We start from the raw sequence: 26710 nt of genomic DNA, 5'->3' as shown, positions 1-26710 counted from the left end.
TGTTCTAACACTGTTTCTCACTCACGACCGCTACCCGGCTCAGTTACCCGCGTCGGATCACACAGTCCTTGCGCTGCCACGGATATCCTGGCAGGTCGACCACGTGCCGCGGCAGCTCCGGCACGGTGCCGGGCTCGCCGACGGCAGGATGTTCGTGACCGCTTGCCACCGCGGCGAGCGCATCGCGGGCGGAGCTGGTGTCACCGGCCGACACCCATCGTGCACAGGACAGCCGGGTGCGGCCGAACGTCGTGGTGTGGCAGAAGCCGGCGTAGTCCACATCGGACACCACGTCGGCGTACGCGGCCGCCAGCGCGCGCAGCGCGGGTTCGCCGGCGGCCGAGATCAGGAACCCGGTCGGCGACGCGGCGGGTGCCGGGCGGGGTTCGTCCAGTCCGATCACCACGTGCGCGTTCGTTCCGCTCGCCCCGAAGGAGCTCACCGCCGCGTGCGTGCCCGTCGTCCAGGGCGTCATCTTCGTCGGCACGGTGATACCCGTCCCGGCGAGGTCGATGCGCGGGTTGAGCGCGGTGAACCCGTGCTGCGGCGGTATCGCGCGCTCCCGCAGGCACATGATCGCCTTGATCATGCCCAGTGCTCCCGCCGCCGCCTCGGCGTGACCGAGGTTGCCCTTCACCGAGCCGACGAACACCGGGTGCGACGGCTTTCGGAGCGCCGCCACCAGGGCCTCCATCTCGATCGGGTCGCCGAGGGGGGTGCCGGTGCCGTGGGCCTCGACGTAGCCGATGTCGGTGGGCTGCAGGCCCGCGTCGGCCAGTACCGACTCCACCAGGCTCGACTGAGCGTGGACGTTCGGCGCGGTGAACCCCGTTCCGCGGCCGTCCTGGTTCAGGCCCGTCGCCCGCACCACGGCCAGCACCCGGTCGGCGTCGCGGTGCGCGTCCGCCAGGCGCTTGAGCACGAACACGCCGCAGCCCTCGCCGCGCACGAAACCGTTGGCACGCGCGTCGAACGGCCGGCAGCGGCCATCGGCGGACAGCGCGCCCGTGCGGCTGATCTCCCGGGTCGACCGGGGCGACAGCACCAGGTTCGCGCCGCCCACCACCGCCACATCGCAGTCACCCGCCGCCAGCGCGCGGCAGGCCGTGTGCAGCGCGGTCAGCGAGGACGAGCACGCCGTGTCCACGGCCAACGCGGGACCGCCGAACCCCAGCACGTTGGCGATCCGGCCGGCGGCGAAGCAGTGGCCGTTGCCGATCGTCCACGACGCCGACGGCGCGTTCGCCCAGTCCCGGTAGTCCTGACCCGTGATGCCGACGTAGACCCCGGTGGACGCGGCGACCGAGCCGGGTGTGATCCCGGCGTCCTCGAACGCCAGCCAGGTGCCCTCCAGCAGCAACCGGTGCTGCGGGTCCATGGCCCGCGCCTCCGGCGTCGACAACCCGAAGAACTTCGGCTCGAACCCGAACGCATCCTCCAGATAGCCTCCCCGGGTGGGGAACCTGTCCCACTGGCCGGGGAACGCGGCGGCGCGGTCGCCGGGCAACGGCCCGGTCAGGTCCCGGCCCTCCGCGAGCGCGGCCCAGAAAGCCGTCCGGTCGTGCAACCCACCAGGTGCGCGCAGCGACATGCCCACGACGGCCACCTGGGTGGCTCCCCGCGCCGCGGCCAAATCGGCGCGCAGCGCCCGGATCGTCTCCATCGCCCGGCGCAGCGGCCCGGTCGCGTCCGTCATCTGTGTCCACCTTTCGGCGTCACGGTGGCGCCCCTCATTCCTGGCGTAGTCGGTCTCGGAAGGATGCCGGGCGAGCGGTGCGCGAAAGGATCATCCGCCACCGGCTCAGCCCAGCACGTTGTCCTGCGAAAGGATCGCTTGGTACAGGCCGCGTACCTCTCGGTTGGGTTGCAGCCCGAGTTCTTCGTCGAGCCAGTTGCGCAGGGAGTGGAAGGCGTCGAGGGCTTCGGTCTGCCGCCCCGTGCGGTAGAGGGCCAGCATGAGCTGCTCGCTCAGCCGTTCGCGTTCGGGGTGCTCGGCGACGAGCTGCCTCAGCTCGGAAACCACAGCGCGTTCCTCACCGGTGCTCAGCCGGGCCGCCACCAGATCTTCACGGGCGGCGAGCCTGCGTTCTTCGAGGTAGCCGGCGCCTGCTCGACAACGCATACCGTCGGGTACGTCGACCAGCGCCGGCCCGCGCCACAGCCGCAGCGCACGGTGCAGCAGGTCGACCGCTTCCGGTGGACGTTCCTGAAGGATTTTCGCACCGCGGTCCGCCAGCGCCACGAACTCGTGCGCATCGACGTCTTCGGGCGGAACATCCAGGACGTACCCGCCACTGGACGTTCTGACCAGCTCACTTCCGGGCCGTCCGCTGACGGTTTCCAGTAGTTTTCGCAGGCGCGCGACGTTGGCCTGTAGTGCATTCGGCGCATTTCTGACCGGTCTTTCGGCCCAGAGTTCTTCGACCAGCTCGTCGATCGGCACCGGTGTGCACGGAGACAAAGCCAGCAACGCGACCACGGTGCGCAGCTTTCTCGAGCCGATGTTGAACTTCTTGCCATTCACGCCGGTGAGTGACAGCGTGCCGAGGATGTCTATCCGCATCGCACCCCTCCAATGTGTGCGGGATGGCGGTGCCGCCGGTGTCCGACAGCGCCACCACCGGAACCCCGGAGGTCACGCCTGGCACTCGTATCGGGCCACCACGACGCCGCTTGGTCCGCCGTCGTTCAGGGTGGCCGGCGATTTCATTGTTTGTCCTGCGCATGGTGCACGTCTTGATCACGGTGCACGCCTCCCAGCCCCAGTTCGACGCGGCGACGGATCCCCAGCAGGCCGTAATGCCTCCGCCGTCGCCGTTCGTATGGCGGAGACGATCGTCGGGGCCGTCATCGGATTGTCCTCGCCGCCGGATACCACGTCATCATCGTGTCCTTTACGCAGGAAGGAGCATTGGTGGGGATCGGGCGACCGGTACGATCGACACCGGCACGACGCCGCCAAGGGGGCTGCAACATGGATTTCCGGATACTCGGGGCGTTGGAAGCCTGGGTTGACGGAGAACGAACCAACTTTCCCGGCAGCCGTCACCAGCGGGTATTGGCCTCGTTGCTCCTCACTCCCAACTCGGCGGTGCCCGTCGCCAGACTGGTCGCGGCGATCTGGGACGAAAATCCACCGGCGACGGCCGTCAAACAGGTGCAGAATTGCATCTCCACGCTGCGTGACAAACTGGGTGCTGATCGTGGTGTCATTGTCACCGATGGGCGGGGCTATCGCATTGTGATCGGCGACGAGGAACTCGACGCCTCGCGTTTCCAGTGCCTCGTGCGGACAGCCCACCAGCTGGCGTCCGACGGAGACGCCGCCGCCGCCGTCGCCACCATTCGTCGTGCACTGCGGCTGTGGCGTGGTCCCGCCCTCGACGGGCTCGGTGCGCACGCGCTGTCGGGCCTGATCGCTCAGCTGGACGAGCAGCGGATCAGGGCCGTCGAGCGGTGCGCCGACTGGCACCTGGAGCTCGGAGAGTACGAGAAAGTCATCGACCAGCTCACCGACCTGATCGCGCTGCATCCCCTCAGGGAACGGCCACACGCACAGCTGATGACCGCGCTGGACCGGGTCGGCAGGCAGGCGGACGCCCTCACGGTGTTCCACGATCTCCGTGCCCGGCTCGTCGACGAGCTCGGCGTCGACCCGGGATCCGAGCTCCATGAGCTCCACGCGAAAATCCTCGCCAAAATACCGGATTCGGCCGCACCGCCTGCCATCCCCGTCAGCGCGCCGGGGCTGGACGCCGGCATCTCGTCCGTCCGGTCGGACCGGGCGATACCCCATTTGCGGACGGCCATCACCCGGCAATGGACCGCCGAGGCCGAACTGCGCTCGCTCAACCGGCCCGAGCCGATCTCCCTCACCTGGTCCAGCACCGGCCGGCCGGTCTCGGCACCGGCCGCGAGGGTGTTCGGCGCCGTCTCCGGCGACAGCCAGCAGTTCACGTTCAGCGGCAGCCTGGGTGATGTGGTGACCAGGTTCCGGGAGCTCCCGGCTCGCCAGCTGGTCGTCCTCGGCGCGCCGGGAGCGGGGAAATCCGTGCTCGCCATCCTCCTCACTCTCGGACTCCTCAACGACCCGCGGCCCGGCGAGCCGATTCCCGTCCTGTCGTCCCTGGCGTCGTGGAACCCCCACCGGCAGCACCTGCACCAATGGCTCGCCGCCAGCCTCCTCGAGGCTCATCCCGGCCTGGCCAACGAAGATCGCTACGGCCGCGACGCCGCGACCCAGCTGGTGCTCGACGGCGCGGTACTTCCCATCCTCGACGGCCTCGACGAGATACCGCCCGCGCTGCACGCCGCGGCGATCGACGCCCTCGACCACGCCACCGCGCACGGACGACCCCTAGTCGTGACCTGCCGTGCCGAGGAGTACGAGAACGCCGTGAAACAAACCGGTGCCGTGCTCAGCCGGGCGGCCGTGATCGAGATCGACCCCGTCGAACCCGAAGCCGCGATCGCCTTCCTCACCAGCAGGACGGCCGGCGGCGATCGGCGCTGGGAGGCCGTCGAAGAACACCTGCGCTGCCGGCCGGACAGTGCGCTCGCCCAGGCGCTGAGCACCCCGCTGATGGTCGACCTCGCCAAAACCGCGTACACGAGTCCGGACACGGCCCCCGCCGACCTGTGCGATCCCGTGCGCTTCGGGGAACCCGACACGATCGAGGACCATCTTCTCGACACCTACATACCCACCGCCTACGCCCCCCGCCCGCTCTCGCCGGCGCTCGACCCGTCAGCGCGGTCGAGAACGTACACCGCGGCGCAAGCCGAGCGCTGGTTCACGTTTCTGGCCAAGGCACTCCATCGCCAACGCACCCAGGACCTCGCGTGGTGGCACCTGTACCACGCTGTCCCGCGCTACACGGCCGGCCTCTACCTGAGCATCCTGCCCGGACTGCTGTTCCTGATCACCGGGTGGACGGCGGCCGGCCCCGGCATGGGACTGATCTACGGCGGGTCCTTCACGGTCGCCGGCTTCATCGCCCACCGCTTCGGCCGGCACGCCGACCCCCTGCACGTGGAGGTTCACTTCCACCATTCCGCCGACCGGTTTCTCCTGCGATTCGCGACCGGCGTCATGGTCGGCGTCACCTTCGGGCTGGGATGGGTGCTGCCGATCAGGTTCGTCATCCTGCTCGGCGTCGTCTTCGGCACGGCCCTCGGGGTGAACGTGTGGCTGGACGTTCCCGTCAACGCCGAACGCGTCTCCACGCCTGCCACGGTCCTCCGCAACGATCGAGCGGCCACCTGGGCACACACGCTGTCGTTCATGGTGTCCCTCGGCCTGTTCTGCGGCATCGCCTTCGCCTTCACCCCCGGCAATGGTTTCGGTGAGACGTTGAGCGGCCGGTTCGACCCGATACCCGCCCTCGCCGCCGGTGTTTCCACGGCCGTGCTCGGCTACTTCCTGTTGAAGGCAGGCGGTATCGCCTATGGAGCAGCCGGTTTCGTCGTCGGCGGGCAGGTTTTCCCGGTGGCCTACGGCTCCCATGCGGTGGCCTTCGGGATCCTGTTCGGGCTGGCGGCAGGTCTGACCGTCTGCGTCGCCCGTGCGTGGGGAACCTACACCCTCACCCGTATCTGGCTCGCGCTCCGAGGACAGCTTCCGTTCCACCTCATGTATTTTCTCGAAGACGCCCACCGCAGAGGGGTTCTCCGGCAGACTGGCGCCATCTACCAATTTCGCCACGCCCGCCTTCAAGAGCGACTGGCCACCCGGAACGACGGCAAAGCCGGTGTTTCGTCCGTCCGCTGACGAACCGGGGCGGCGCCACACCCGAGAGTGCGACGCCGCCCGGTGCTGGTCCGCGAACTCAGGCCGTGGGCCGGGTCGCGCCGGCGTACTGGCTCTGCAGTGGCGAGATCTTCACGACGTCGCCGCTGGTCGGGGCGTGGACCATCTTGCCGTCCCCGATGTACATGCCGATGTGGGACACCGGTGAGTAGTAGGCCACCAGGTCGCCCGGCTGCAGCTGGTCGCGCGGGACCGGCGTGCCGAACTGGGCCTGGGCCGCGGAGTTGCGCGGCAGCGTGATGCCGGCCTTGTTGTACGCCCACAGCAGGAGGCCCGAGCAGTCGAACGAGTCCGGCCCGGTGGCGCCCCAGACGTACGGCTTGCCGAGCCTGCTCAACGCCGCGTCGACCGCGGTCTGCGCGGCCGCCGTCGGCGCCTTGACGTTGGGCGCCTTGCCGCCGGTGTCGCGCTGGGTCGCCTTGTCCGCGGCACTCAGGTTCTTGTCGGCCGCCTTGATCTGCTGGATCTGGTCGTCGAGGGTCTTCTGCTTGGCCTTGATGTCCTCGGTCAGCTTGGCCGCGGCGTCGCGGGCGTCCTGAGCCCGCTTCGCGGCGTCCGAAGCCTTCTTGGTGGCGTCGGTGGCCTGCCGGACGGCGCCGGTGAGGTTGTCCATCGCGGCGTTCTTGTCCGTGGCCAGCACTTCGAGGGCCGAGGACCGGTCGAGGAAGTCCTGTGTGGACGTGCCGGACAGCAGCGCCGACAGCTTGTTCAGCTGGACGCCGCTGGTGAACGACGCGCCGGCGAACTTGTCGACCTCCTCCTGGAACTTCTTTTGGCTTTCGGTGGCCTTGACGCCCTGGTCCTTCGCCGCGTTGACGTCGTTGGTGGCCTTGTCGAGCTCGCCTTGCCTGGTCGTCAGGTCGGTTTGCGCCTTGAGCAGGTCCTCGTTGAGCTTCTCGGCCTCCGCCGCGAGTTCGCGGTACTTGGCCAGGGCGTCGGAGGAGGTGGGCGGAGCCTGGGGAGCGGGGACGGGGGCGGCGGTGGCCGTGGGCTGGGCGGCGGTGACCACGAGGATCACCGAGGTCGCCGCGAGGATGCCTGAAACCATCCGCCGGATGGGCTGCGACTGCACGGTCGCGCGGGTCTCCTTTGCTCGTCGTCCGCCGGCCGGAACCGCGCCCCTTCCGGGCAGCGCGAACCGCACCAGGTGACGCGCGGTGGTTCCGTTTCTTTTCCGGCGTCGGGGACAAAGCCGGGCCGGCGGTGATCCCGCGTCGCCGTCCGGTCGACGGCAGTTGCCGCAAGATCACGGCCAGGCTACGAAAAGACGTCGGTGATGTCCACCTTCCGGCGCAACAAATCTTTGTGTGCAGCCAAGTCACGCTGTGTTAGGCGGCCTAGTACTAGCTGTCATAGTAGACACGGGCTTGTAACCCCTACCCCCTAGGGGTATGGTCGTGTCATGACTACCAGCACCTACACCGTGACCGGCATGACCTGCTCGCACTGCGTGGCTTCGGTCAGCGAGGAGGTCGGCGCCATCGAGGGCGTCACCGCCGTCGCCGTCGACCTGCCCACCGGGGCCGTCACCGTCTCCAGCGACCGGCCGGTCGACGACGCGCAGGTCCGCGCGGCCGTCGAGGAGGCCGGTTACACGCTCGCCGGGTAGGCCCGGCTTCGCGGAGGGAAGCACACATGAACACCACAGCACGGCTCGCCGGGTTCGGCGGAGCGCTCGTCCTGCTGGCGGTCGGCGGATTCGCCGTGGGCGGCGCGGTCGGTCCGGTCTCGGCCGTGACCAGCGAAAACGCCGGCCACGGCGACATGGGTGGCGAGCACGCCGGGATGGCCGCGCCGGCCGGTGAGCTGCCGGGCGGGCTGGCGTCGAGCAAGGACGGCTACACGTTCGCCGTGACCGGCGCGACTCCGGAGCCCGGCCGGTTCTCGTTCACCATCACCGGCCCGGACGGCAAGCCCGTCACCGCGTTCGACGTCGAGCACGAGAAGAAGCTGCACCTGATCGTGGTGCGCCGGGACACCGCGGGCTTTCGGCACGTCCACCCCGAAATGGCGCCGGACGGCACGTGGAGCGTCCCACTGACCCTGCCCGCCGCGGGCTCGTACCGCGCGTTCGCCGACTTCGCGCCCACCGGCGGCAAGCCGATGACCCTCGGCGTGGATCTGTCGGTCGCGGGGAACTACCAGCCGGTGACCTACGCGCCCAGCCGGACGGCCCAGGTCGACGGCTACACCGTCCGGCTCGACGGCGACCTGACCGCCGGGAAGACGTCGCCGCTGACGCTGACGGTCAGCCGCGGTGGTGTGCCGGTCACCGACCTGCAGCCCTACCTCGGCGCCTACGGGCACCTGGTCGCGCTGCGCGAAGGCGACCTCGCCTACCTGCACGTCCACCCGGACGGCGAACCCGGTGACGGCAAGACGGCCGCCGGGCCGCAGGTGAAGTTCGCCGCCGAAGTCCCCAGCGCGGGGACCTACCGGCTGTTCCTCGACTTCCGGCACGGCGGTTTCGTGCGGACCGCCGAGTTCACCGTGACGACGACCGGGAGGGCGTGATGACCGAGATCGAACTCGCGATCGGTGGCATGACCTGCGCGTCCTGCGCCAACCGCATCGAACGCAAGCTGAACAAGCTCGACGGCGTCACCGCGTCGGTCAACTACGCCACGGAAAAAGCGCGCGTGCACGCACCCGACGGCGTCGATCCGGTGACCCTGGTCACCACGGTCGAAGCCGCCGGGTACAGCGCGACCCTGCCCCGGCCGGAGAACACCGCCGAGTCCGAAGTGGACGAAGAGGATCCGGCGCGGCCGTTGCGGCAGCGCCTGATCACCAGCGCTGTGCTCGCGGTGCCGGTGATCGTGCTCGCGATGGTGCCCGCGCTGCAGTTCACCTACTGGCAGTGGATTTCGCTGACGCTGGCCGCCCCGGTGGTCACCTGGGGCGCGTGGCCGTTCCACCGGGCGGCGTGGACGAACCTGCGGCACGGCGCGGCGACGATGGACACGCTGGTGTCGATGGGTGTGCTGGCGGCGTTCGCGTGGTCGGTGTGGGCATTGCTGTTCGGTACGGCCGGGACGCCGGGGATGGTGCACCCGTTCGAGCTGACGATCGCGCCGTCGGACGGCGCGGGCAACATCTACCTCGAGGTCGCCGCGGGTGTCACGACGTTCATTCTCGCCGGTCGCTACTTCGAGGCGCGGTCCAAGCGACGGGCGGGTGCCGCCCTGCGGGCGCTGCTGGAGCTGGGCGCGAAGGAAGTCGCCGTCCTGCGCGACGGCGCCGAGGTCCGCATCCCGACGTCCGAGCTGGCGGTGGGGGACCGGTTCGTCGTGCGGCCCGGCGAGAAGATCGCCACCGACGGCGTGGTCGAGGAAGGCGGGTCCGCGGTCGACGCGTCGATGCTCACCGGCGAGTCGGTGCCCGTCGAAGTCGGCGAGGGTGACGCGGTGACCGGCGCGACCGTCAACGCCGGTGGCCGGCTGGTCGTGCGGGCCACCCGGGTCGGCGCGGACACGCAGCTGGCGCAGATGGCCAAGCTGGTCGAGGACGCCCAGAGCGGCAAGGCCGAGGTCCAGCGGCTGGCCGACCGCGTGTCCGGGGTGTTCGTGCCGATCGTGATCGGGCTGGCCGTGGCGACGCTGGGGTTCTGGCTCGGCAGCGGGGTGGGGACGGCGGCGGCGTTCACGGCGGCGGTGGCGGTGCTGATCATCGCCTGCCCGTGCGCGCTCGGCCTGGCCACGCCGACGGCGCTGCTCGTCGGGACCGGCCGTGGCGCCCAGCTCGGTGTGCTGATCAAGGGACCGGAGGTCCTGGAGTCCACCCGCCGGGTCGACACCGTGGTGCTGGACAAGACCGGCACCGTGACGGCGGGCCGGATGACGCTCACCGCCGTGCACCCGGCCGAGGGTGTCGACGAGGTCGAGCTGCTGCGGCTGGCCGGCGCGCTGGAGGACGCGTCCGAGCACCCGATCGCCACCGCCATCGCGCGTGGCGCGCGGGAACGCGTCGACCTGCCCGCTGTCGAGGACTTCACGAACGTCGAAGGGCTCGGCGTGCAGGGCATCGTCGACGGCCACGCGGTCCTGGTGGGCCGGACGGCTCTGCTGGAGGACTGGAGCCAGCCGCTCCCGGACGACCTCGCCGCGGCCAAGGCGGCAGCCGAGGGACGCGGGCACACCGCGGTCGCGGTGGCTTGGGACGGCGCGGCCCGTGGCGTGCTGGTGGTCGCCGACACCGTCAAGCCGACGTCGGCCGAGGCGATCGCCCAGCTGCGTGAGCTGGGCCTGAACCCGGTGCTGCTCACCGGCGACAACACGGCGGTGGCCAACGCTGTCGCGGCCGAGGTGGGCATCGACGAAGTGATCGCCGAAGTTCTCCCGGCCGACAAGCTCGACGTCGTCAAGCGGCTGCAGGACGAAGGCAAGGTCGTCGCCATGGTCGGCGACGGCGTCAACGACGCCCCCGCGCTGGCCCAGGCCGACCTCGGGCTGGCGATGGGCACCGGAACCGATGTGGCGATCGAGGCGAGCGACATCACCCTGGTGCGCGGTGACCTGCGCGCGGTCGCCGACGCGATCCGGCTGTCGCGGCGGACCCTGCGGACGATCAAGGGCAACCTGTTCTGGGCGTTCGCCTACAACCTGGCCGCGCTGCCGCTGGCCGCGGCGGGGCTGCTGAACCCGATGATCGCGGGCGCGGCGATGGCGTTCAGCTCGGTGTTCGTCGTCGGGAACAGCCTGCGGCTGCGGAGTTTCAGCGGCAGGTGAGGAAGCTGGTGACCAGCACCAGGGCCACCGCGATCGCGGGCGGCGCGAGGAAGGCGGCGAGCCCACCGGCGACGGTCGTCAACCGTGGTGCCGTCGACGAGCCGGCCTCGAGCCGGCTCAGCCGGATGGCCGTGTCGCCGCCCGCCATCGCGAGGGCGCGGCGCGGCCCGTCCACCGCCCGGATCGACACCAGCGCCGACCGGAGCGGCTCGCGCCCGCACTGCGCGGCCGCCGCCTGGTCGGCGGCCAGTTCCACCAGCAGCCGCGTCGCCCCGGGCAGCTCACGCATCAGCGGCACGAACCGCAGCGTCCGGCCCAGTACCTCCGAGCAGCCGGTGAGCAGGTGGTGCCGCCCGCGGACGTGGGCGCGTTCGTGCGCCAGCACGGCTCCCAGCTCGGGCTCGGTCAGCCGCGCCGCGAGCCCGTCGCTGGCGACGACCAGCGACCGGCGGCCGCCGAGGCTGTACGCGATCGGCCGTTCGTCCGGCAGCCACAGGGTGGGGACCGGCCGGGTGTCTCGGGCGCCGGTAAGCCGCAGCGCGGTCAGGTGACGCCGGTGCGGCACCGTCCGCCGCCGGCGGCGCGCGAGCCAGGTCACCGCCAGCCGGCCGGTCGCGACGGCCAGGACGAGGCCCGCGGCCGTCCCGGCTATCGGGTCGAGCGCGGGGAGGTCGTCGTGGCCGACCGCGGCCCAGCAGTCGTGGAGAAGCCGGATGACCGCGTCGGCCGGGCCGTGGCCGGGCAGGACGAGGAGCAGCACCCCGGCGACCGACGCGGTGGCCACGCCGGCGGCGGTCAGCAGCCACCAGGCGATCGCCGTCCGCGGGTGGACCCGCGCGGCGAGCTTGCTCAGCAGCCACGGAGACCACCAGCCGACGGCGATGGTCCCGAGCGCCAGTGCGGCCGCGAGGATCACCGCTTCTTCGGCTTCCGGCGCAGCGCCCGGCGGAGGACGTCGGACTCCTCTTCGGTGACCGCGCTGACGAAGTGCAGCAGCACGGACTCGCGGTCGTCGACGGAGTCGAGCACCTCCCGCAGGCTCTGCGCGGTCGCTTCCGCCCGCGTGGTGACAGCGCGGTAGCGGTAGGCGCGGTTCTCGAGGTCGCGGACGACCCAGCCCTTCCGGTGCAGGTTGTCCAGGACCGTCATCACCGTCGTGTACGCCAGGTCGCGGTGCCGGTTCAGCTCGTCGAGCACCTGGCGGACCCGCAGGGGTTCCGCCGCGTCCCAGAGCACGTCCATCACCGACGCTTCGAGCTCGCCCAAACCGAGCATGGCACCTCCGGCAGGCAGGATACTTCCCGCGCGGCCGGTGATCGCCGGGGCGGCGGCCCGCCCCGGCGACCGGGGGATCAGCTCTGCGTGAGCAGGCCCCGCATTTCGGTGATCTCCGCCTGCTGGGCGTCGATGATCTTCTGGGCGAGCGCCTTCGCGTCGGCGTTGCCGCCCTTGGCGAGTTCGGTCTTGGCCATGTCGATCGCGCCCTGGTGGTGCTCGATCATCATGTCGAGCCACATCTTGTCGAACTCGGCGTCCTTGGCGGCGCCGAGCTTCTGCATGTCGGCGTCGGACATCATGCCGCTCATCCCCGGCATCGATTCGTGGTTCATCCCCGGCATTTCGGAGGTGCCGGCGCCCCAGGTGGACAGCCAGCCCCGCATCTGCCGGATCTCGGGGTCCTGGGCCTTTTCGATCCGGCTCGCGAGGTCGAGCACCTTCGGGTTCGTGCTGCGCGACGGGACGAGCTTCGCCATGTCGAGCGCCTGGCTGTGGTGCGGGATCATCTGCTGGGCGAACGTGACGTCGTCGGTATTGTGGCCGTCCGCTTGCGCGGACGAGGACGGTGACGGTGACGGCGAGCTGGAGTCCATTCCGGCCATGGAGTCGTTGCCGCCGCACGCGCCGAGCAGGAGGGCGGAGGCCAGCACGAGGCCGGCGATGGCGAAGTTTTTGCGCATGACAAATCTTTCTCTGTGAGGTGTGCGTGATTTCGGCAGACCGGGAGAAGCCGGTCGATCACGTGCGCAACACGCACAGAGAAGTCAGGATGTCGCGGCCACCTTCGTCCGGCGGACGTCCCCGGCTCGGTGAGCCACGGGAACGGACGGCCCGGGAGAACGTCGTGGTGGACCACGAGACAGCCAGGAAGACGGCGACGGCCAGCAGAAGCGCGCCCGCCGCGCACAGCACGGCCAGGCAGAGGTGGAGGATGTCGTGCAGGCCGTCCGGCATGCCCGGATCGTGTTCGCCGGAGCCGGCGGCCGGCGGCGCGGTGACCACCTGCGGCGCGGCCGCGGACATGGCGTGCATCGCCGTGCTGCCGGCGTTCGCCATGCCGATGTGGTGCATCGCGACGACGCCCACGGCGAGCGCGCACAGCAGGAGAACCTGCTGCACCCGGCCGAGCCGTTTCGCCGTCATCGTGTCAACCACCGGTTCCCGATCATACTATGGCGAATAGTAGACCGGTCAGGGCCGCGGTCCGGCCGGCCGGAGTTCCACGCAGCACTCGCCCGCGCGGGGATCCAGCACGGCTTCGACGGTGGCGGCCCGCAGACCGTCGAGCAGGCCGCTGAGGAAGGCCTGGTTCATCCCGCACACCAGCTCGGGTGCCTTCGCGGCCAGGGGGTGGAACGGGCAGTTGCGCAGCCGCAGGCAGGTCGGCGTCTCCCGGTCCGGCTCGAAGCCGTGGCGTTCCACGACGGCCGACGCGAGCGTCAGCGCCCGTTCGGCGCCGAGCCGTCCGGGGCGGACCTGGTCGCGTTCCGCCGCGCCCAGCGCCTCGCCGTGCCGATGCGCCGTACGCAGCACCGCGTCGCGGACGGTTTCCCCGCCGTCTTCGCCGAGGACGGCGTCCAGCAGGATCTCGGCCAGGACGTCGTGCCGGCGCGGCGGGACGCTGACGCGCACCTCCAAGCCGGAGGGCTCGTACACCTTGGGGGCGCGCCCGACCTTGCGGATCCCGCCGACGAACTCGTAGCGGGTCCGGAGCAACCCGGCCGCGACCAGCTTGTCCAGGTGGAACGCGGCCAGCTTGCGCGAGATGCCGACCACTTCGGCGGCTTCGTCGCGGGTGACCGGGTGGCGGGCGTGCCGGATGTGCTGGTACATGCCGCGCCGCAGGGGGTCGTCCAGCGCGGCGAGCGCGCTGATCGGCTCCGCTTCCATGGCGGCAGGCTACACCGAACTTCCTGGCCGCAACTCCGTTCGGGTAGTGCTCACCAGCTCAGCTTGACCCGCCGGGGTAATAAGACCAAACTTTATTGGCGAAAAGGAGGCGCCATGGCCAACGACATCGAGCAGGCGAAGCGGCCGGTGAGCGCAGTACTGGCCGGCCCGTACGGGCACCCGTTCCACCCGATCCTGGTGACCGTCCCGATCGGCGCCTGGGTCAGCGGCCTGGTGTTCGACATCGGTTCGCGGATCGTCGACGACCCGGGTTTCCTGGCCAGGGGATCGCTCTGGCTGAGCGCCATCGGCGTCGTCGGGGCGCTCGCCGCGGCGCTGGTCGGCACGCTCGACCTGCTGGCGATCCCCACCGGCACGCCGGCGTTCCGCACCGGGCTGACGCACATGAGCCTCAACGTCGCGGTCACGGCCGCCTACGCCATCGGGTTCTTCTGGCGCCGGGCGGCCGCGGACGGGCCGGGGCCGGTCGGGGCCGGCCCGCTCGTGCTGTCGGCGGTGTCGCTGGTCGTGCTGGCCGCGTCGGGGTACCTCGGCGGGAAGCTGGCCTACCACTACGGCGTCCGCGTCGCGGCCGAATCCACCCAGGCGGAGGGCTACCGGTCCGCGGCCGGAAGCTGATCCCGCGCGTTCGAGCCATCGCTGGGCGCCGGAAAGGGAATTCGCGGTTTCCCTGTCTCACGTCGCTTCGCGGGAGAGCCGTTCGACGATATTCGCCAGCTCTTGCCAGATCGCGGCATTGCGCCGGGCGATATCCGCGACGAGATTCGCGTACTGCGGAGGAACGGCGTCGAACACGTCGGTGTCCTCGGGACTCAGCGCGTGCGAGGCGAGCCACCGCAGAAGGGCACGGCCGGAATCGGTGAGTTTCACGGCCGGATCCTGGCCGAGCGAATCCAAGATGGCCGCCAAGCCGTCCGGATCCTCGTCGACCGCGTCCGGGCGCCAGTCGTTTTCCACGTTGAATCCCCCCACCGGACCCAGACATCGCAAACGAACGTGGTTACGTTAGTCGGTGGGGCATAGTCGGTGTCAAGCTGGCTTGAGCAAGAATTGAGTGCGCTCCCACAATGTTATCTCGCCGTAGTGGCTCGGCGCGTGGGTCCGGGCTCAGTTTTCCGCCTCTTCGCTGGGAAAGAGGATCGGGCTCAGCAGATACCGGGTACGGCCGGGCGCGGACGGGTTGGCCAGCCGGGGCAGGATCGCCGCGCGCAGTTCGCCGACCATCGCCGTGAGCTCGTCTTCGTTCAGCCAGACGGCGTGTTGCTGATAACCGACGGGATCGGTGGCCGGGTCGGCGGATTCGCGGTCGAGGTAGGCGGTGAACTCCGCCACCAGCGCGGCCACCGCCACGGTGAACGCGCGCCGGTGATCGTCGCGTGACAGGGACGCGGCCGTCGCGGGGTCGATGGAAGCCCGTTCGCGGCGCAGCCGGTAATGGCGCTCGACCGCGCCGCGTACGCGGCGTTCCTCCGCCACCTCCAGGACTTCGCCGGCGGCGAGCAGGTCGACGTGCCGGTACACCATGGCCTTCGAGACGTCCGGCAGCAGCGCGCAGAGCTGGGCGGTGGTGAGTGTCCGGCCGCCGCGCATGGCGTGCACGATCCGCAGCCGCACGGGGTGACCCAGCAGTTCCAACGTGTCCACTACCGAACGATCTCATACCGTGATACCTTTCGCAAAATACGAGAAAGGTTGGTGGGGGAGCATGCCGGAATCGGGGATGGTGGCCAGGACGGTCGTCGACATGGCGGCCGAGGGGCGCTTCGAGGACGTCGAGGCGCTGTTCGCGCCACGGCTGCGGGCGGCCGCGTCCGCCGGGACGCTGAGGGTCGGCTGGGAGACGGAGATCGCCAAGGCCGGGCCGGTCACGGCGGTCGGGGAGCCGGTGAGCGAGCCGGTCAAGGCGGGTCTGGTCCGGGTGAGCGTCCCGGTGACCTGCCGGCGCGGCGGGCTCACCGTCGTCATGTCGGTCGACAGCGACGGCCTGCTGCACGGCTTGCGGCTCGCGCCGCCGTCCGGCCTGACCTGGGAGCCGCCGGCCTACGCCGCCCCGGACCGGTTCACCGAGCACGAGGTCACCGTCGGTTCCGGCCCGCTCGCCGTGCCCGGCACGGTCACCCTGCCCAGGGGTCGCGGTCCCTGGCCGGCGGTGGTGCTGCTCGGCTCTGGCCCCTTCGACCGCGACCTGACGACCGGGCCGGGCAAGCCGTTCAAGGATCTGGCCTGGGGCCTGGGCAGCCGCGGCGTCGCGGTGGCCCGGTTCGACAAGGTGACCCACGTCCACCCCGGCGCCGGCTCCGAACCCGGCTTCACGATGGCCGGCGAATACCTGCCGCACGCCGTCGCCGCCGTTCACCTGCTCCAGCGCGAGCCGGACGTGGACCCCGCGCGGGTGTACCTCCTCGGCCACAGCGGCGGCGGCAAGGCCGCCGTGCGCGTCGCGGCCGCCGAGGCCTCGGTCGCCGGGCTGATCAGCCTCGCCGGGGACACTGTGCCGTTGAGCCGGGCCGCCGTCCGGGTCGCCCGCTACCTGGCCGAGCTGGACCCCGGCCCGGCCACGACGGCCGCCCTCGAGACGGTCTCGCGCCAGGCCGCGCTCGTCGAGAGCCCCGGTCTTTCACCCTCGGCCCCGGCGGCGGACCTGCTCTTCGGCTGGCCGGCCTCGTACTGGCTGGACCTGCGCGAGTACGACCCGGTCGCGACGGCGGCCGGGCTGGACAAGCCGATGCTCATCCTGCAGGGCGGGCGCGACTACCAGGTGACCGTGGCCGACGACCTCGCGCGCTGGCGAGCGGGCCTGGCGCACCGGCCCGACGTCACGATCCGCGTCCACGACGCCGACGACCACCTGTTCTTCCGCGGCGAAGGGTCGTCCAAGCCCGGATACTCCTCGCCGCAGCACGTTGACCCCGCCGTGGTCGCCGACATCGCCGATTGGCTGTCACCCCGCCGGCGCGGGATCGCCCGGTTCTTCTCCCGGCGGCGTCCGGTCGCCGGCTGACCCGGGGCGCGCAGCCGCTTGCGGTAGATGGCCGAACCCGCCGGGCGCTGTTCGCGTGAATCGGCACCCTTTCCCGACGTTGGTGATTGACAACCCGGGGCCGGGAAGCGACGGTGTGTCGGGCGACTGGGAACGCTCCCAGAATCTGCCGCCCGTGGCCGCCGTCAGTGTGCACAAGGGAGTGCCGATGTGGGTAAGAGCCGGAAAACGTCCTGCCGTGCTTGCGGTCGCGGGTCTCGCGGCCGCTGCCGCGTGCGTCGTCACGTCGACGACGGCCGTGTCGGCGGCGAATGAGACGAGTGCGGCGTTCGCCTGCCGCGTCACCTATTCGCCCAACGATTGGGGAAGCGGTTTCAGCCTTGCCGTCGGGATCGGCAACCTCGGTTCGTCGGCCGTCGACGGTTGGACGCTGACCTACTCCTACAGCGGAAACCAGACCCTCCAGCAGGGCTGGAGCGGGACGTGGACGCAGTCCGGCAAGCGGGTCACCGTGACCAACGCGAGCTGGAACGGCACCATCCCGGCCGGCGGAACCGTCAACACCGGCGCGAACTTCTCCTACAGCGGCACCAACACCACGCCGACCGACTTCGCGGTCAACGGCGCCGCGTGCACCGGGACGCCGCCGACCACGGCCACGACACCCATCACGCTCCCGACGACGCCCACCACGACCACGACCACGACGCCACCGCCGCCCGGCCCGGCGCCCGCGCTGCACGTGTCGGGCAACAAGCTGCTGACCGCCGACGGCAAGACCTACCGGCTGCTGGGCGTCAACCGGTCCAGCGGCGAGTTCGCCTGCGTGCAGGGCAAGGGCATGTGGGACAGCGGCCCGGTCGACCAGGCGTCGGTCGACGCGATGAAGGCCTGGAACATCCACGCGGTGCGGATCCCGCTGAACGAGGACTGCTGGCTCGGCCTGTCCGGCACGCCCAGCGGAGCTCCCTACCAGCAGGCCGTCAAGGACTACGCGAAGCTGTTGGAGGCCAACGGGATCAACCCGATCCTCGACCTGCACTGGACGCACGGCCAGTACACCGGCACCTCCTCGGCCTGCACCGACGTCAACGCGACCTGCCAGAAGCCGATGCCCGACCGGCAGTACGCGCCGGCCTTCTGGACGCAGGTGGCGACCGCGTTCAAGGGTGACGACGCCGTGGTGTTCGACCTGTTCAACGAGCCCTACCCGGACGCGGCCGACAACTGGGCCAACGCGGCCGCCGAGTGGAAGTGCCTGCGCGACGGCGGCACCTGCACCGGGATCGGCTACCCCGTGGCGGGCATGCAGGAACTGGTCGACGCCGTCCGCGCGACGGGTGCCAAGAACGTCGTGATGACCGCCGGGCTGACGTGGACGAACGACCTCACGCAGTGGCTGACCTACCGCCCGAACGACCCGGCGGGCAACCTGGTGGCCTCCTGGCACTCGTACAACTTCAACGCCTGCGTCACAGTGTCCTGCTGGGACAGTCAGATCGGGACGGTCGCCGCGCAGGTGCCGGTGCAGGCCGGCGAAATCGGCCAGAACAGCTGCGCGCACGACTACATCGACCAGCTGATGGCGTGGCTGGACGCGCACAACCTCGGGTACACCGCGTGGACGTGGAACCCGTGGGGCTGCAGCGGCGGCAACGTGCTGATCGAGGACTACAACGGCACCCCCACCAAGACGTACGGCGAGGGTTTCCGGGCCCACCTGCTGACCGTCAAACCGTGAAAGGCCAGCCGAGCTGCCGCCGCGGCGGCGGCTCGGCTCACGGCGTCCACAGTCGGGTGTGACGGCGATCACGGCAACCTTGATCCACGGTGAACGCCTTCAGGTAGGTAAAGATCGTCTTACCTTCACCTGGGGAACTCATGAGGAAAAGACTGTTCGCCGTCCTGACGGCGGTACTGATGGCCCTCGCGCTGGCGCCGGCCGAGGCCGGCGCGACCGGCCGATTCGACCGGGAGCTGCGGGCGCGGATCGCGCAGGCGCAGGCCTACGCCGACAGCCGGCCCGGCGAGACCGGCATCGTGCTGCGGGACCGGTGGACCGGTGCCGTCTACCGCAGCCCGGCCGCCGGCACGCTGATCTGGGCGTGCTCGACACCGAAGCTGGCCATGGTCGTGGATCTGCTGCTGCGCAACGACTCGGGGGCCGTCACGCTGACCGCCGAGGACCGCGACCTGATGCACCGGATGCTCAACTCCAGTGACGACGCGGCCGCCCACACGCTGTGGACCCGCTACGGCGGCGAAGCCGAGTTCGCCAAGCGGTTCCCCTCCTACGGGATGACCGACATGCGGTTCACCGACCAGCACCCGCACCACTGGGGCTGGATCCTCACCACGGCGAACGACCTGGACCGGCTGATCAACTACGTGCTGACCCGCCTGCCCCGGCGGCACCGCGACTACATCGTGCGCGAGATGCGCGCCGTGGACGTCAACCAGCAGTGGGGTGTCTGGGGTGCCGGCGCGGCCGCGCGGCCGGGCAACAAGGACGGCTGGTCCGACGACAACGACGACGGCTCGTGGATCATGAACTCGGTCGGCTTCGTGGGCCCGCACGAGCGGTACACCCTGGCGCTGATGAACAACACGAAGGTGATCCAGAACGGCTACGAGACCGGCATGGAGACCACCACCAAGATCAGCGAGATCCTGTTCAAGGGGTACTTCCGGGGCTGATGTCGTGAGTTCGGCGGGGCCCGGCGTGGATTCGCCGGGCCCCGCCGCGCACGCCGGACAAAACGTCGTTTCGAGACTTCCTGACTGCGCCATTCAGCGGAATTCTGCGCACTTTCGTGTTTGTGGGGGCACCCTGCGTAGCACTTGTGTGGTCTGTGTATGCTCCGATCTCGCTTGACCGGGTGATCACTCACCTGAATCGGTGGCCGCCGTGGTCGGGGATTTTCATCCCACGCGGCCCAAACGGCGTGGTTCGGGCTCGGAATAGGAGATTTATGCAGGTCAGGTCAGCACTCGTGCGTGGCGGGATCGCGGTGCTCGCCGCGGCCGCCGCGGTCATGGTCGGCACCCCCTCGGCCCTCGCGGACGACGGCGCCGCGCGTGGCCGGGTCGTCAAGGGCGGCGGCACCGAAGGGTTCAGCGTGAACCTCGGCCCCCACCGGAACTATGTGACCGAGCTGTTCGGGATGAAGCTGTCGGACGGCAAGACGCTCAAGCTCTACTGCGTGCAGATCAAGGTCGGCATGCGCACCGACGTGGACATGGTCGAGCGGCCGTGGAACCAGTACCCCAAGAGCGAAGAATCGAAGAACTTCCAGGAGAACAGCGACAAGATCAACTGGGTGCTGCACCACGGCTACCCGGGAGTCAAGCTGGACGACCTGGGCCAGGTGCTCGCGAAGAAGGGCGCCAAGCTGCACGGCGGCCTGTCCGAGCAGGAGGCCATCACCGCGACGCAGGCTTCGGTCTGGCACTTCAGCGACAACACGAACCTCGACAAGACCAAGCCGCTGCCGTACGAGGACGGCGACGCCTCGGCTGACGTCGTCGCGCTGTACGACTACCTGACCGGTGCGGACAACGCCGGCCTCGGCAAGCAGCCGAAGCCGACGCTGAACATCGCCGCGGACAAGACCGAAGGCGCCGCGGGCACCAAGATCGGGCCGTTCAACGTCGCCACCACCGGTGACGTCACCGCGCTGACCAGCGAGCTGCCCGACGGCGTCAAGATCACCGACACCGAAGGCAAGGAGCTGAAGGGGGCGGACGTCAAGGACGGCAGCAAGCTGTTCGTCGACGTCCCGGCGGGCACCAAGCCCGGCAAGGGCTCCTTCTCGCTCAAGGTGACCGGGCAGCTGGACACCGGCCGCCTGTTCGTCGCCCAGAACTACGAGACCCAGGAAGCCCAGTCGCTGATCGTGGCCGACTCGGAGAAGACCCAGGTCACCGCGAAGGCGGCCGCCAGCTGGACCGAGGCGGGTGCCCCGGCCACGAGCCCGGCGCCGACCACCCCGGGTGGCGCGCAGTCCGGTGGCGGCGAGCTGGCCAACACCGGTGTCGACGCCGCGGTTCCGTTCACCGCCGGCGGCCTGCTGCTCGGTGGCGGCGCGCTGGTGCTGCTGCTGAACCGTCGTCGCAGCCGCGCGTAACGCACGACCAGGAACGGGGCCGGTCCACGCGGACCGGCCCCGTTTTCCGTGCGACAGGGTCGACGCGGGCGCGACGGCCTGACAGATTCGGAAGCATGACGATTTCGCTCGAGGCTTCGGCGTGGATCCGGCGCTTCCACCCGGCACCCGCCGCCGCGGCGCGGCTCGTGTGCTTCCCGCACGCCGGCGGGGCGGCGAGCTACTACCGCCCCTTCTCGGCGGCGCTGGCACCCGCGGTGGAGGTCCTGGTCGTGCAGTACCCGGGCCGGCAGGACCGGTACGGCGAACCCGCGGTGGACGACCTGTTCGTGCTCGCCGACCGGCTGGCCGACGTGCTCCCGGCGGTGCTCGACGAGCCGGTCGCGTTCTTCGGCCACAGCATGGGCGCCAGCCTGGCCTTCGAGGTCGCGCGGCGGCTCGAAGCGCGGGGAACGCGGCTGCACACCCTGTTCGTTTCCGGCCGTCGCGCCCCCGGCCCGCCCCTCGGCGAAGCCGTCCACCTGAAGAACGACGACGAGCTGCTGGCCGAGGTCAAACGGCTCGGTGGCACCGACGCGGCGATACTCGACGACCCGGACATCCGCCGCATGGCGCTGCCCGCGCTGCGCAGCGACTACCGGGCCGCCGAGACCTACCACTACCGCCCCGGCCCGGACGTCGGCTGCCCGATCGTCGCGCTGCTCGGCGACCAGGACCCGAAGGTCGACGAGGCCCAAGCGAGCGGCTGGGCGGACCGCACGTCCGCCGGGTTCGACCTGAAGACGTTCCCGGGCGGCCACTTCTACCTCAAGGACGAGGCGGCGACGATCACCCGGCTGATCGGCGACCGGCTCGCCCGCTGAGCGGAGGCGGGCAGGGCGCGCCGCGCCCTGCCCGCTCGCTCAGCAGTAGAGGTTGGCGCCGGGGTCGACGCCGAGGACCGAGCTGAACTGCCGGTACTTCGAGACGCGGCTCTCGACCTGGGCCGGGTTGCCGCCGTTGCACTCGATCGAGCCGTTGATGCTGCGGATGGTTTCGCCGAACCCACGGCCGTTGACCATCGCGTTGTGCGGGGTCATCGTGCCGGGGCCGCTCTGGGTGTTCCAGTACCAGAGCCCGGTCTTCCAGGCGACGGCCGCGTTCTGCTCGACCTGCCAGGGGTTGCCGAGCAGGTCGATGCCGAGCGCGTCACCGGCGGCCTTGTAGTTGAAGTTCCAGCTCAGCTGGATCGGCCCGCGGCCGTAGTAGGCCGATTGGCCCGCCGGGCAGCCGTAGGGCTGGTTCCAGTCGCAGTAGTGCGGGTAGTTGGCCGTGTTCTGCTCGACGATGTAGACGAGCCCGCCGGTCTCGTGGCTGACGTTGGCGAGGAACGCCGCGGCTTCCTGCTTCTTCACCGTGTCGCTGCCGGTGTTCGCGAAGCCGGGGTACGCCGACAACGCCGCGGTGAGGCCACTGTAGGTGTAGAAGGAGTTCCGGCCCGGGAACATCTGGTTGAACTGGGCTTCGCTGACGACGAACGCGCCCGGGTTGCCGGGGTCGGTGCCGCCGCCGCAGTCGTAGGGCTCCCAGTACCAGGTGCTGATGACGGGGTCGTAGCCCGGGTTGGCGTTTTTGGCGCGGTAGTAACCGCCGTTGGTGTAGCGCACGACCGCGCCGACGTCGTACCACTGGCCGGCGACCCAGTCCGGGTAGCTGCAGGTGGTGCCGCTCCCGCCGTCACAGCTGTAGGGCTCCCAGTACCAGGTGCTGATGATCGGGTCGTAGCCCGGGTTGGCGTTTTTGGCGCGGTAGTAACCGCCGTTGGTGTAGCGCACGACCGCGCCGACGTCGTACCACTGGCCCGCGACCCAGTTCGGCGCGCTGCACGCGGCGGCGGCCGCTTGCGGAGCTTGCCCGGTCAGCGTGGGTACGCCGAACGCGAGCCCGGCTACGGCGGCGACAGCGGACAGGACCGCGACAAGACGTCTTCTCAAGACTCGCTCACTCCTTCGGCCACGACAGGATCCGGGCGCGCGGGCGCCCGGCGTCGAAGATCGGGGGTGCTCATCCGGCCGAGACGAACGTGACAACGGTCACTAGAGCAGATTGGTCTAGTCCAGTCAAGAATGGGGCCGGTCCGGGCAAGGGGTGTGCGCGAACGTCCCCTCGCGGACCGGCCGTGGCCGGGTGGCCAGGACGACCCCGCCGCCCTTGGAGTCCTTGTCGCCCGGGGGACCTGCCGCCCGGAGCCCCTGCGGCCCCGGGAACCCTGCCGCTCCCGGGATCCCCGCCGCCCCCGGTCAGCGCGCCTGCGGAATCCGCACCTGCGCGGCCGGCGCGTACTGCAGGAGCCGCTGCAGCCGGGCCCGGCCCAGCCGGTGGAGCATTTCCCCGAGCTCCTCCGGCGCGATGCTCCCTTCGAGGTCGAGCCGCGTCGCCCGGACGACGCGATCGATCTCCGAGGCGGGGAGCCGCCCCGCGAACTCCCCCGCCAGCCACACCCCGACCTCGTCCACGACGTCGTCCGCCCGGTGGCTCCGTACGGTCATCGCTCTCCTCGTTTCGGATCGCCTGCATGCCCAGGTCGAGGCCGGAAAACTCCGACCCGACGCAGGTCCGACGGGCGAGCCGGGGAGCGATGACGCGGAATCGCCGAAATCGCTCCCAGAAAAGCGTTCCGTGTTCGGACGGGTGAGCTGCGTGACGACCGCTTTCACTCACATGGGCTGTTTGCCGTCCGAAGTTGTCGGCCGATCGGGTAGAAAACCGCGGAACTTCTCCGGTGACGCGTCCCTTTCCGGACCCTGGAGGCATCCCGATAGTGCGGGCGTTCCCTCGGGGGGCGCGGAAACGGAGACGCGATCCATGGGCCGGTACGACCGGACCGACCTCGGGGCCTACAGCCTGGGGCTGCTCGACGCCGCCGACGTGGCACGGGTCGAGCGGCACCTCGACGCCTGCCCGGACTGCCGCCAGGAGGTCCGGGAGTTCGAAGCCGTCCGCGGCATGCTCGACCACCTGGTCGAAGCCAAGTCCACTTAGGACTCCGCGGCCGCGCTCCGGTGTCATGAACGACTCGTTCATGACGCCGGACGACAGGAACGGGTCGTTCATGACGTCCGGGCTCACCGGGACGCGGCGGCCTTGATCGTTCGCAGGACCGGCGCCGTCTCCAGCGTGCGGATGGCCTCGAGCGCGCCCAGCCGGTGGGTCAGGTAGTGGTGCAGCGCGGCCGCGTCCGGGCAGAGCGCGTGCGCGACCAGGGTGGCCGAGCCGGTCGTGGCGGCGACGAGCGCGAGCTCCGGGTGCGTCGACAGCTTCTTCGCGACGCGGTCGAGGTGGGCGGGCGCGACCGCCATCCAGAGCAGCGCCTGCGTCGTGGCGCCCAGCGGCGCCGGGTCGATCTCCAGGTCGAAGAACACCGTGCCGCCGGCCTGGAGGTCCGCCAGCCGCCGCGCGACGGTCGCCGCGGACCAGCCGGTGGCCGCCGCCAGCTCGGCCAGGCTCGCGCGGCCGTCCCGCTGCAGCGCGGCCATCAGCGCGTCGTCTTCCCCGGTCAGCGGCTTGCCCGGGCCCTGGTGCGCCGGCGTGAGCGCCGCGATCTGGGCCGCGTCGAGGGAGTTCGCCCGGCCCAGCCAGGCGCTGGGGCCGCCGAAGTAGCGGTGCAGCAGCTGGTGTGCCGACACCGCGGTGACGCTCACGGTCCGCGGGATGTCCCGCAGCAGCAGCGAATGGTCGCTCGCGGCGGGCGTCTGCACGTTCACGCAGATCTCCGTGCCGCCGGACATGAGCTTGATCCACGCGGTGTCGGCGCGACGGGCGAGTGCGTGGGCGAGGTCCTGCGCGGTGTGCGGCGTCGCGGTCAGCCGGACCATCCATTCGGCCTGCCCGGGGCGTTGCGGGTCCGGCAGGCCGACGACGCCCAGCGAGGCTTCGGCGCGAAGGCGGCGGTAGCGCCGTGCCACGGTCTGCGTCGAGACGCCGAGGACATCGCCGATCTTCGTGAACGGCGCCCGGGCGTCGATGTGCAGTGCGTGGACCAGGGCACGGTCGACAGCGTCCAGCGTGGTCATATCCCGCATTCAACCGCAACACATGGAAGAAATCCGCTATCTGCTCCCTATGGCTGGAACGCCGGTGTGATCACTCGACAAGGTGGCGGCGAACGAAAGGGGGCACCTCTTGCCGACCACGACTCGTTACCGGTGGCGCTGGGCCGCACTGGCCGTCCTGCTCACCGCCGAGGCGATGAACCTGCTCGACGCCACGATCGTGCAGGTCGCGGGGCCGGTGATCCACGCCGCGCTGCCCGGCCCGGCCACCGACGTCCCGTGGTTCAGCGCGGCCTACACGTTGCCGTTCGCGGTCTTCCTGATCACCGGCGGCCGCCTCGGCGACCTCTTCGGCCGGGCCAGGGTCTTCCGGATCGGCGTGATGGGCTTTGTGCTCGCGTCACTGGCGTGCGCGGTTTCCGGCGCGGCCGGCCTGCTGATCGGGGCGCGCGCGGTGCAGGGCGCGGCGGCGGCGCTGATCATCCCGCAGACCATCGGCCTCATCCGCGCGCTGTTCGACGGCGACGAACTCGCGAAGGCCCTGGGCGGCATCGGGCCGGTGATGGGCTTGTCGGCGGTCACCGGTCCGCTGCTCGGCGGCCTGCTGACCCAGGCGGTGTCGTGGCGGGCGGTGTTCCTGGTGAACGTCCCGCTCGGGCTCGCGGTGCTCTTCGCCGCGCGGCTGCTGCGGGAGGACAGGGCCGTCACGCGGCCGAGGCTCGACCCGGTCGGCACCGCGCTCGCCGTCGCCGGTGCCGGGCTGGTCGTGTACCCGCTGATCGAACCGGGCGGGACGAACTGGGCGCTGCTCGCGGCCGGTGCCGCGCTGCTGGTGGTGTTCGGGTTCCACCAGCGCCGCTCGGCCGCGCCGCTGGTCGAGCCCAGCCTGTTCGCCCACCGCGGGTTCCCGGGGGCGCTCGCGGGATCGCTGCTGTTCTTCGCGACGATGACCGGGCTGATGCAGGTGGTGCCGATGCAGCTGCAGCTCGGCCTCGGCGTCGACGTCCGCACCGCGGGCCTGACGCTCCTGCCGCTCTCGGCCGGGCTCGCGGTGTCGTCGTGGTTCGCCGGCGCCCGGCTGGTGCCGAGGTTCGGCGCGCGCGTGATGTTCGCCGGACTGGCCCTGCTGCTGGCCGGGATCCTCGCCGCCACCGCCGTCTACGCCGGTGGGGTGCGTTCGTACCCGTGGCCGCTGCTCGGCGCGCTCGCGCTGTGCGGGCTCGGGATGGGGACGTTCACGGTGCCGTTCTTCACCGCCGCCCTGCACCGCGTCCGGCCGCACGAAACCGGCTCGGCGGCCGGGTTGCTCAACGCGGTGCAGCAGCTCGGCGGCACCCTCGGCGTCGCGCTCCTCGGTGGCCTCTGCCTCGGCACCGGCGGCGCGGCCGCGGCGCTCGGCCTCGGGGCCGGTCTCACCGTGGCCGCGGGCGCCGCGGTGCTCCCGCTCAGTAGTCGTCGCGACCGGTGAACTGCTGCTCCAGCAGCTCAGCCGCGCCGGCGACCAGCTCGAGGGGGTCGATGAACTCGTTGATGTCCAGGTTGATCAGCGGGAGCGAGTGGCGGAGCACGATGTGGTCGCCCATCACGGCGAGCCCGCCCACCACGATCGCCTCGCCGACCTCGGTCAGCACCTCGAGGAGGTCGACCTCGTCGTGCCGGGCGAACGGCGTGGCGATCTGCACCCAGTCCTCGCGCTGGTCGAGGATTTCGCGCGCGATCACGACGATCTGGGCGCGCTGTTCGGTGTCGGGCTCGTCGCCGAAGATCAGGCGGATGCGCAGTTCGTCCGGTTCGTCGCGCACCACCCGGTACGACTGCCTGATGTAAGTGACCAGATCGCCCCACTGCGCCACGCTGTTCTCCGTCCT

Annotated in this window: 26 protein-coding genes; 12 read left to right on the top strand and 14 right to left on the bottom strand. The window is 70.7% G+C overall.

Features of this window, described 5'->3' with window-relative positions; translation table 11 throughout:
• Window positions 1-43: 43 nt before the first annotated feature.
• Both CF165_RS17270 and CF165_RS17265 read right to left on the bottom strand, forming a co-directional pair.
• Entirely contained in the window at window positions 44-1696 is a 1653-nt protein-coding gene (locus CF165_RS17270; RefSeq protein WP_205660886.1) for a beta-ketoacyl [acyl carrier protein] synthase domain-containing protein, read from the bottom strand.
• A 105-nt stretch (window positions 1697-1801) separates the two neighbouring features.
• Window positions 1802-2563 (bottom strand): AfsR/SARP family transcriptional regulator, encoded by a 762-nt coding sequence (locus tag CF165_RS17265; protein ID WP_093948556.1) that lies wholly within the window; start codon window positions 2561-2563, stop codon window positions 1802-1804.
• A 351-nt stretch (window positions 2564-2914) separates the two neighbouring features.
• Here CF165_RS17265 and CF165_RS17260 point away from each other — a divergent pair, with 351 nt between their 5' ends.
• Window positions 2915-5770 carry an AfsR/SARP family transcriptional regulator gene (locus CF165_RS17260; protein ID WP_240521643.1) on the top strand — a complete coding sequence of 952 codons (2856 nt, stop codon included), beginning with the start codon at window positions 2915-2917 and terminating at the stop codon, window positions 5768-5770.
• A gap of 58 nt (window positions 5771-5828) precedes the next feature.
• Here CF165_RS17260 and CF165_RS17255 read toward each other — a convergent pair whose 3' ends face one another.
• The gene (locus tag CF165_RS17255) at window positions 5829-6881 is read right to left on the bottom strand and encodes a C40 family peptidase (protein WP_205660885.1); all 1053 of its coding nucleotides are present in this window, start codon (window positions 6879-6881) and stop codon (window positions 5829-5831) included.
• Window positions 6882-7211: 330 nt separating this feature from the next.
• On the opposite strand from CF165_RS17255, the gene CF165_RS17250 reads away from it, so the two are divergent.
• Genes CF165_RS17250 through CF165_RS17240 form a run of 3 tightly spaced genes read left to right on the top strand, consistent with a single transcriptional unit; the run spans window position 7212 to window position 10536 of the window.
• Window positions 7212-7418, top strand: coding sequence for a heavy-metal-associated domain-containing protein (locus CF165_RS17250; protein WP_093948554.1), 207 nt, complete (start codon window positions 7212-7214; stop codon window positions 7416-7418).
• A gap of 26 nt (window positions 7419-7444) precedes the next feature.
• A complete protein-coding gene (locus CF165_RS17245; protein WP_093948553.1) occupies window positions 7445-8323 on the top strand; it encodes a DUF8832 domain-containing protein in 879 nt (292 codons plus the stop codon).
• Window positions 8323-10536: a heavy metal translocating P-type ATPase gene (locus CF165_RS17240; RefSeq protein ID WP_093948552.1), complete on the top strand. Its 2214-nt coding sequence runs from the start codon at window positions 8323-8325 to the stop codon at window positions 10534-10536. Before CF165_RS17245 ends, CF165_RS17240 begins: the two co-directional genes overlap by 1 nt.
• On the opposite strand, the gene CF165_RS17235 is transcribed toward CF165_RS17240, so the two are convergent.
• The 5 genes from CF165_RS17235 to CF165_RS17215 all read right to left on the bottom strand — a co-directional run bounded on the left by CF165_RS17235 (window position 10523) and on the right by CF165_RS17215 (window position 13704).
• Window positions 10523-11452, bottom strand: a complete 930-nt coding sequence (locus CF165_RS17235; RefSeq protein WP_093948551.1) for a M56 family metallopeptidase — start codon at window positions 11450-11452, stop codon at window positions 10523-10525. The two genes, CF165_RS17240 and CF165_RS17235, sit on opposite strands and share 14 nt — an antisense overlap.
• Window positions 11449-11811, bottom strand: a complete 363-nt coding sequence (locus CF165_RS17230; RefSeq protein ID WP_093948550.1) for a BlaI/MecI/CopY family transcriptional regulator — start codon at window positions 11809-11811, stop codon at window positions 11449-11451. The genes CF165_RS17235 and CF165_RS17230 overlap by 4 nt, the downstream gene beginning before the upstream one ends.
• Window positions 11812-11888: 77 nt before the next feature.
• Window positions 11889-12494, bottom strand: coding sequence for a DUF305 domain-containing protein (locus tag CF165_RS17225; RefSeq protein ID WP_093948549.1), 606 nt, complete (start codon window positions 12492-12494; stop codon window positions 11889-11891).
• 58 nt (window positions 12495-12552) lie between these two features.
• Window positions 12553-12957 carry a DUF6153 family protein gene (locus CF165_RS17220; protein WP_093948548.1) on the bottom strand — a complete coding sequence of 135 codons (405 nt, stop codon included), beginning with the start codon at window positions 12955-12957 and terminating at the stop codon, window positions 12553-12555.
• A gap of 48 nt (window positions 12958-13005) precedes the next feature.
• On the bottom strand, window positions 13006-13704 hold the full coding sequence (locus CF165_RS17215) for a helix-turn-helix transcriptional regulator (RefSeq protein WP_093948547.1): 699 nt from the start codon (window positions 13702-13704) through the stop codon (window positions 13006-13008).
• Between the two features lie 114 nt (window positions 13705-13818).
• Between CF165_RS17215 and CF165_RS17210 the strand changes: the two genes are divergently transcribed.
• Window positions 13819-14343, top strand: a complete 525-nt coding sequence (locus tag CF165_RS17210; RefSeq protein ID WP_093948546.1) for a DUF2231 domain-containing protein — start codon at window positions 13819-13821, stop codon at window positions 14341-14343.
• 57 nt (window positions 14344-14400) lie between these two features.
• Here CF165_RS17210 and CF165_RS17205 read toward each other — a convergent pair whose 3' ends face one another.
• Together CF165_RS17205 and CF165_RS17200 are read right to left on the bottom strand one after the other, a co-directional pair.
• Entirely contained in the window at window positions 14401-14682 is a 282-nt protein-coding gene (locus tag CF165_RS17205) for a hypothetical protein (protein ID WP_093948545.1), read from the bottom strand.
• A 150-nt stretch (window positions 14683-14832) separates the two neighbouring features.
• Entirely contained in the window at window positions 14833-15369 is a 537-nt protein-coding gene (locus CF165_RS17200; protein ID WP_093948544.1) for a helix-turn-helix domain-containing protein, read from the bottom strand.
• A 61-nt stretch (window positions 15370-15430) separates the two neighbouring features.
• Between CF165_RS17200 and CF165_RS17195 the strand changes: the two genes are divergently transcribed.
• The 5 genes from CF165_RS17195 to CF165_RS17175 all read left to right on the top strand — a co-directional run bounded on the left by CF165_RS17195 (window position 15431) and on the right by CF165_RS17175 (window position 21674).
• A complete protein-coding gene (locus tag CF165_RS17195; RefSeq protein WP_093948543.1) occupies window positions 15431-16726 on the top strand; it encodes an alpha/beta hydrolase in 1296 nt (431 codons plus the stop codon).
• Between the two features lie 217 nt (window positions 16727-16943).
• Entirely contained in the window at window positions 16944-18446 is a 1503-nt protein-coding gene (locus CF165_RS17190) for a cellulase family glycosylhydrolase (protein WP_093948542.1), read from the top strand.
• A 140-nt stretch (window positions 18447-18586) separates the two neighbouring features.
• Window positions 18587-19402, top strand: coding sequence for a serine hydrolase (locus CF165_RS17185; RefSeq protein WP_093948541.1), 816 nt, complete (start codon window positions 18587-18589; stop codon window positions 19400-19402).
• Window positions 19403-19677: 275 nt separating this feature from the next.
• Window positions 19678-20832, top strand: coding sequence for a thioester domain-containing protein (locus tag CF165_RS17180; protein ID WP_093948540.1), 1155 nt, complete (start codon window positions 19678-19680; stop codon window positions 20830-20832).
• Window positions 20833-20927: 95 nt separating this feature from the next.
• Window positions 20928-21674, top strand: coding sequence for a thioesterase II family protein (locus tag CF165_RS17175; RefSeq protein ID WP_093948539.1), 747 nt, complete (start codon window positions 20928-20930; stop codon window positions 21672-21674).
• 39 nt (window positions 21675-21713) lie between these two features.
• On the opposite strand, the gene CF165_RS17170 is transcribed toward CF165_RS17175, so the two are convergent.
• Together CF165_RS17170 and CF165_RS17165 are read right to left on the bottom strand one after the other, a co-directional pair.
• Entirely contained in the window at window positions 21714-22784 is a 1071-nt protein-coding gene (locus CF165_RS17170; protein ID WP_205660884.1) for a glycoside hydrolase family 19 protein, read from the bottom strand.
• 306 nt (window positions 22785-23090) lie between these two features.
• Window positions 23091-23339 (bottom strand): hypothetical protein, encoded by a 249-nt coding sequence (locus CF165_RS17165; RefSeq protein ID WP_093948538.1) that lies wholly within the window; start codon window positions 23337-23339, stop codon window positions 23091-23093.
• A gap of 316 nt (window positions 23340-23655) precedes the next feature.
• Between CF165_RS17165 and CF165_RS17160 the strand changes: the two genes are divergently transcribed.
• Window positions 23656-23832, top strand: a complete 177-nt coding sequence (locus CF165_RS17160; protein WP_093948537.1) for a zf-HC2 domain-containing protein — start codon at window positions 23656-23658, stop codon at window positions 23830-23832.
• Between the two features lie 83 nt (window positions 23833-23915).
• Here the strand turns inward: CF165_RS17160 and CF165_RS17155 are convergent, their stop codons facing one another.
• Window positions 23916-24863, bottom strand: a complete 948-nt coding sequence (locus tag CF165_RS17155; RefSeq protein WP_093948536.1) for an Lrp/AsnC family transcriptional regulator — start codon at window positions 24861-24863, stop codon at window positions 23916-23918.
• Window positions 24864-24972: 109 nt separating this feature from the next.
• On the opposite strand from CF165_RS17155, the gene CF165_RS17150 reads away from it, so the two are divergent.
• Window positions 24973-26310 (top strand): MFS transporter, encoded by a 1338-nt coding sequence (locus CF165_RS17150; protein ID WP_093948535.1) that lies wholly within the window; start codon window positions 24973-24975, stop codon window positions 26308-26310.
• Here the strand turns inward: CF165_RS17150 and CF165_RS17145 are convergent.
• Window positions 26288-26695 carry a hypothetical protein gene (locus tag CF165_RS17145; protein ID WP_093948534.1) on the bottom strand — a complete coding sequence of 136 codons (408 nt, stop codon included), beginning with the start codon at window positions 26693-26695 and terminating at the stop codon, window positions 26288-26290. The genes CF165_RS17150 and CF165_RS17145 overlap by 23 nt on opposite strands.
• Window positions 26696-26710: the final 15 nt, after the last annotated feature.

Source organism: Amycolatopsis vastitatis, from assembly GCF_002234595.1.
GTDB lineage: Bacteria > Actinomycetota > Actinomycetes > Mycobacteriales > Pseudonocardiaceae > Amycolatopsis > Amycolatopsis vastitatis.
Note: the sequence above shows the minus strand (reverse complement) of the source record. Positions and strands in the feature narration are given on the sequence as shown.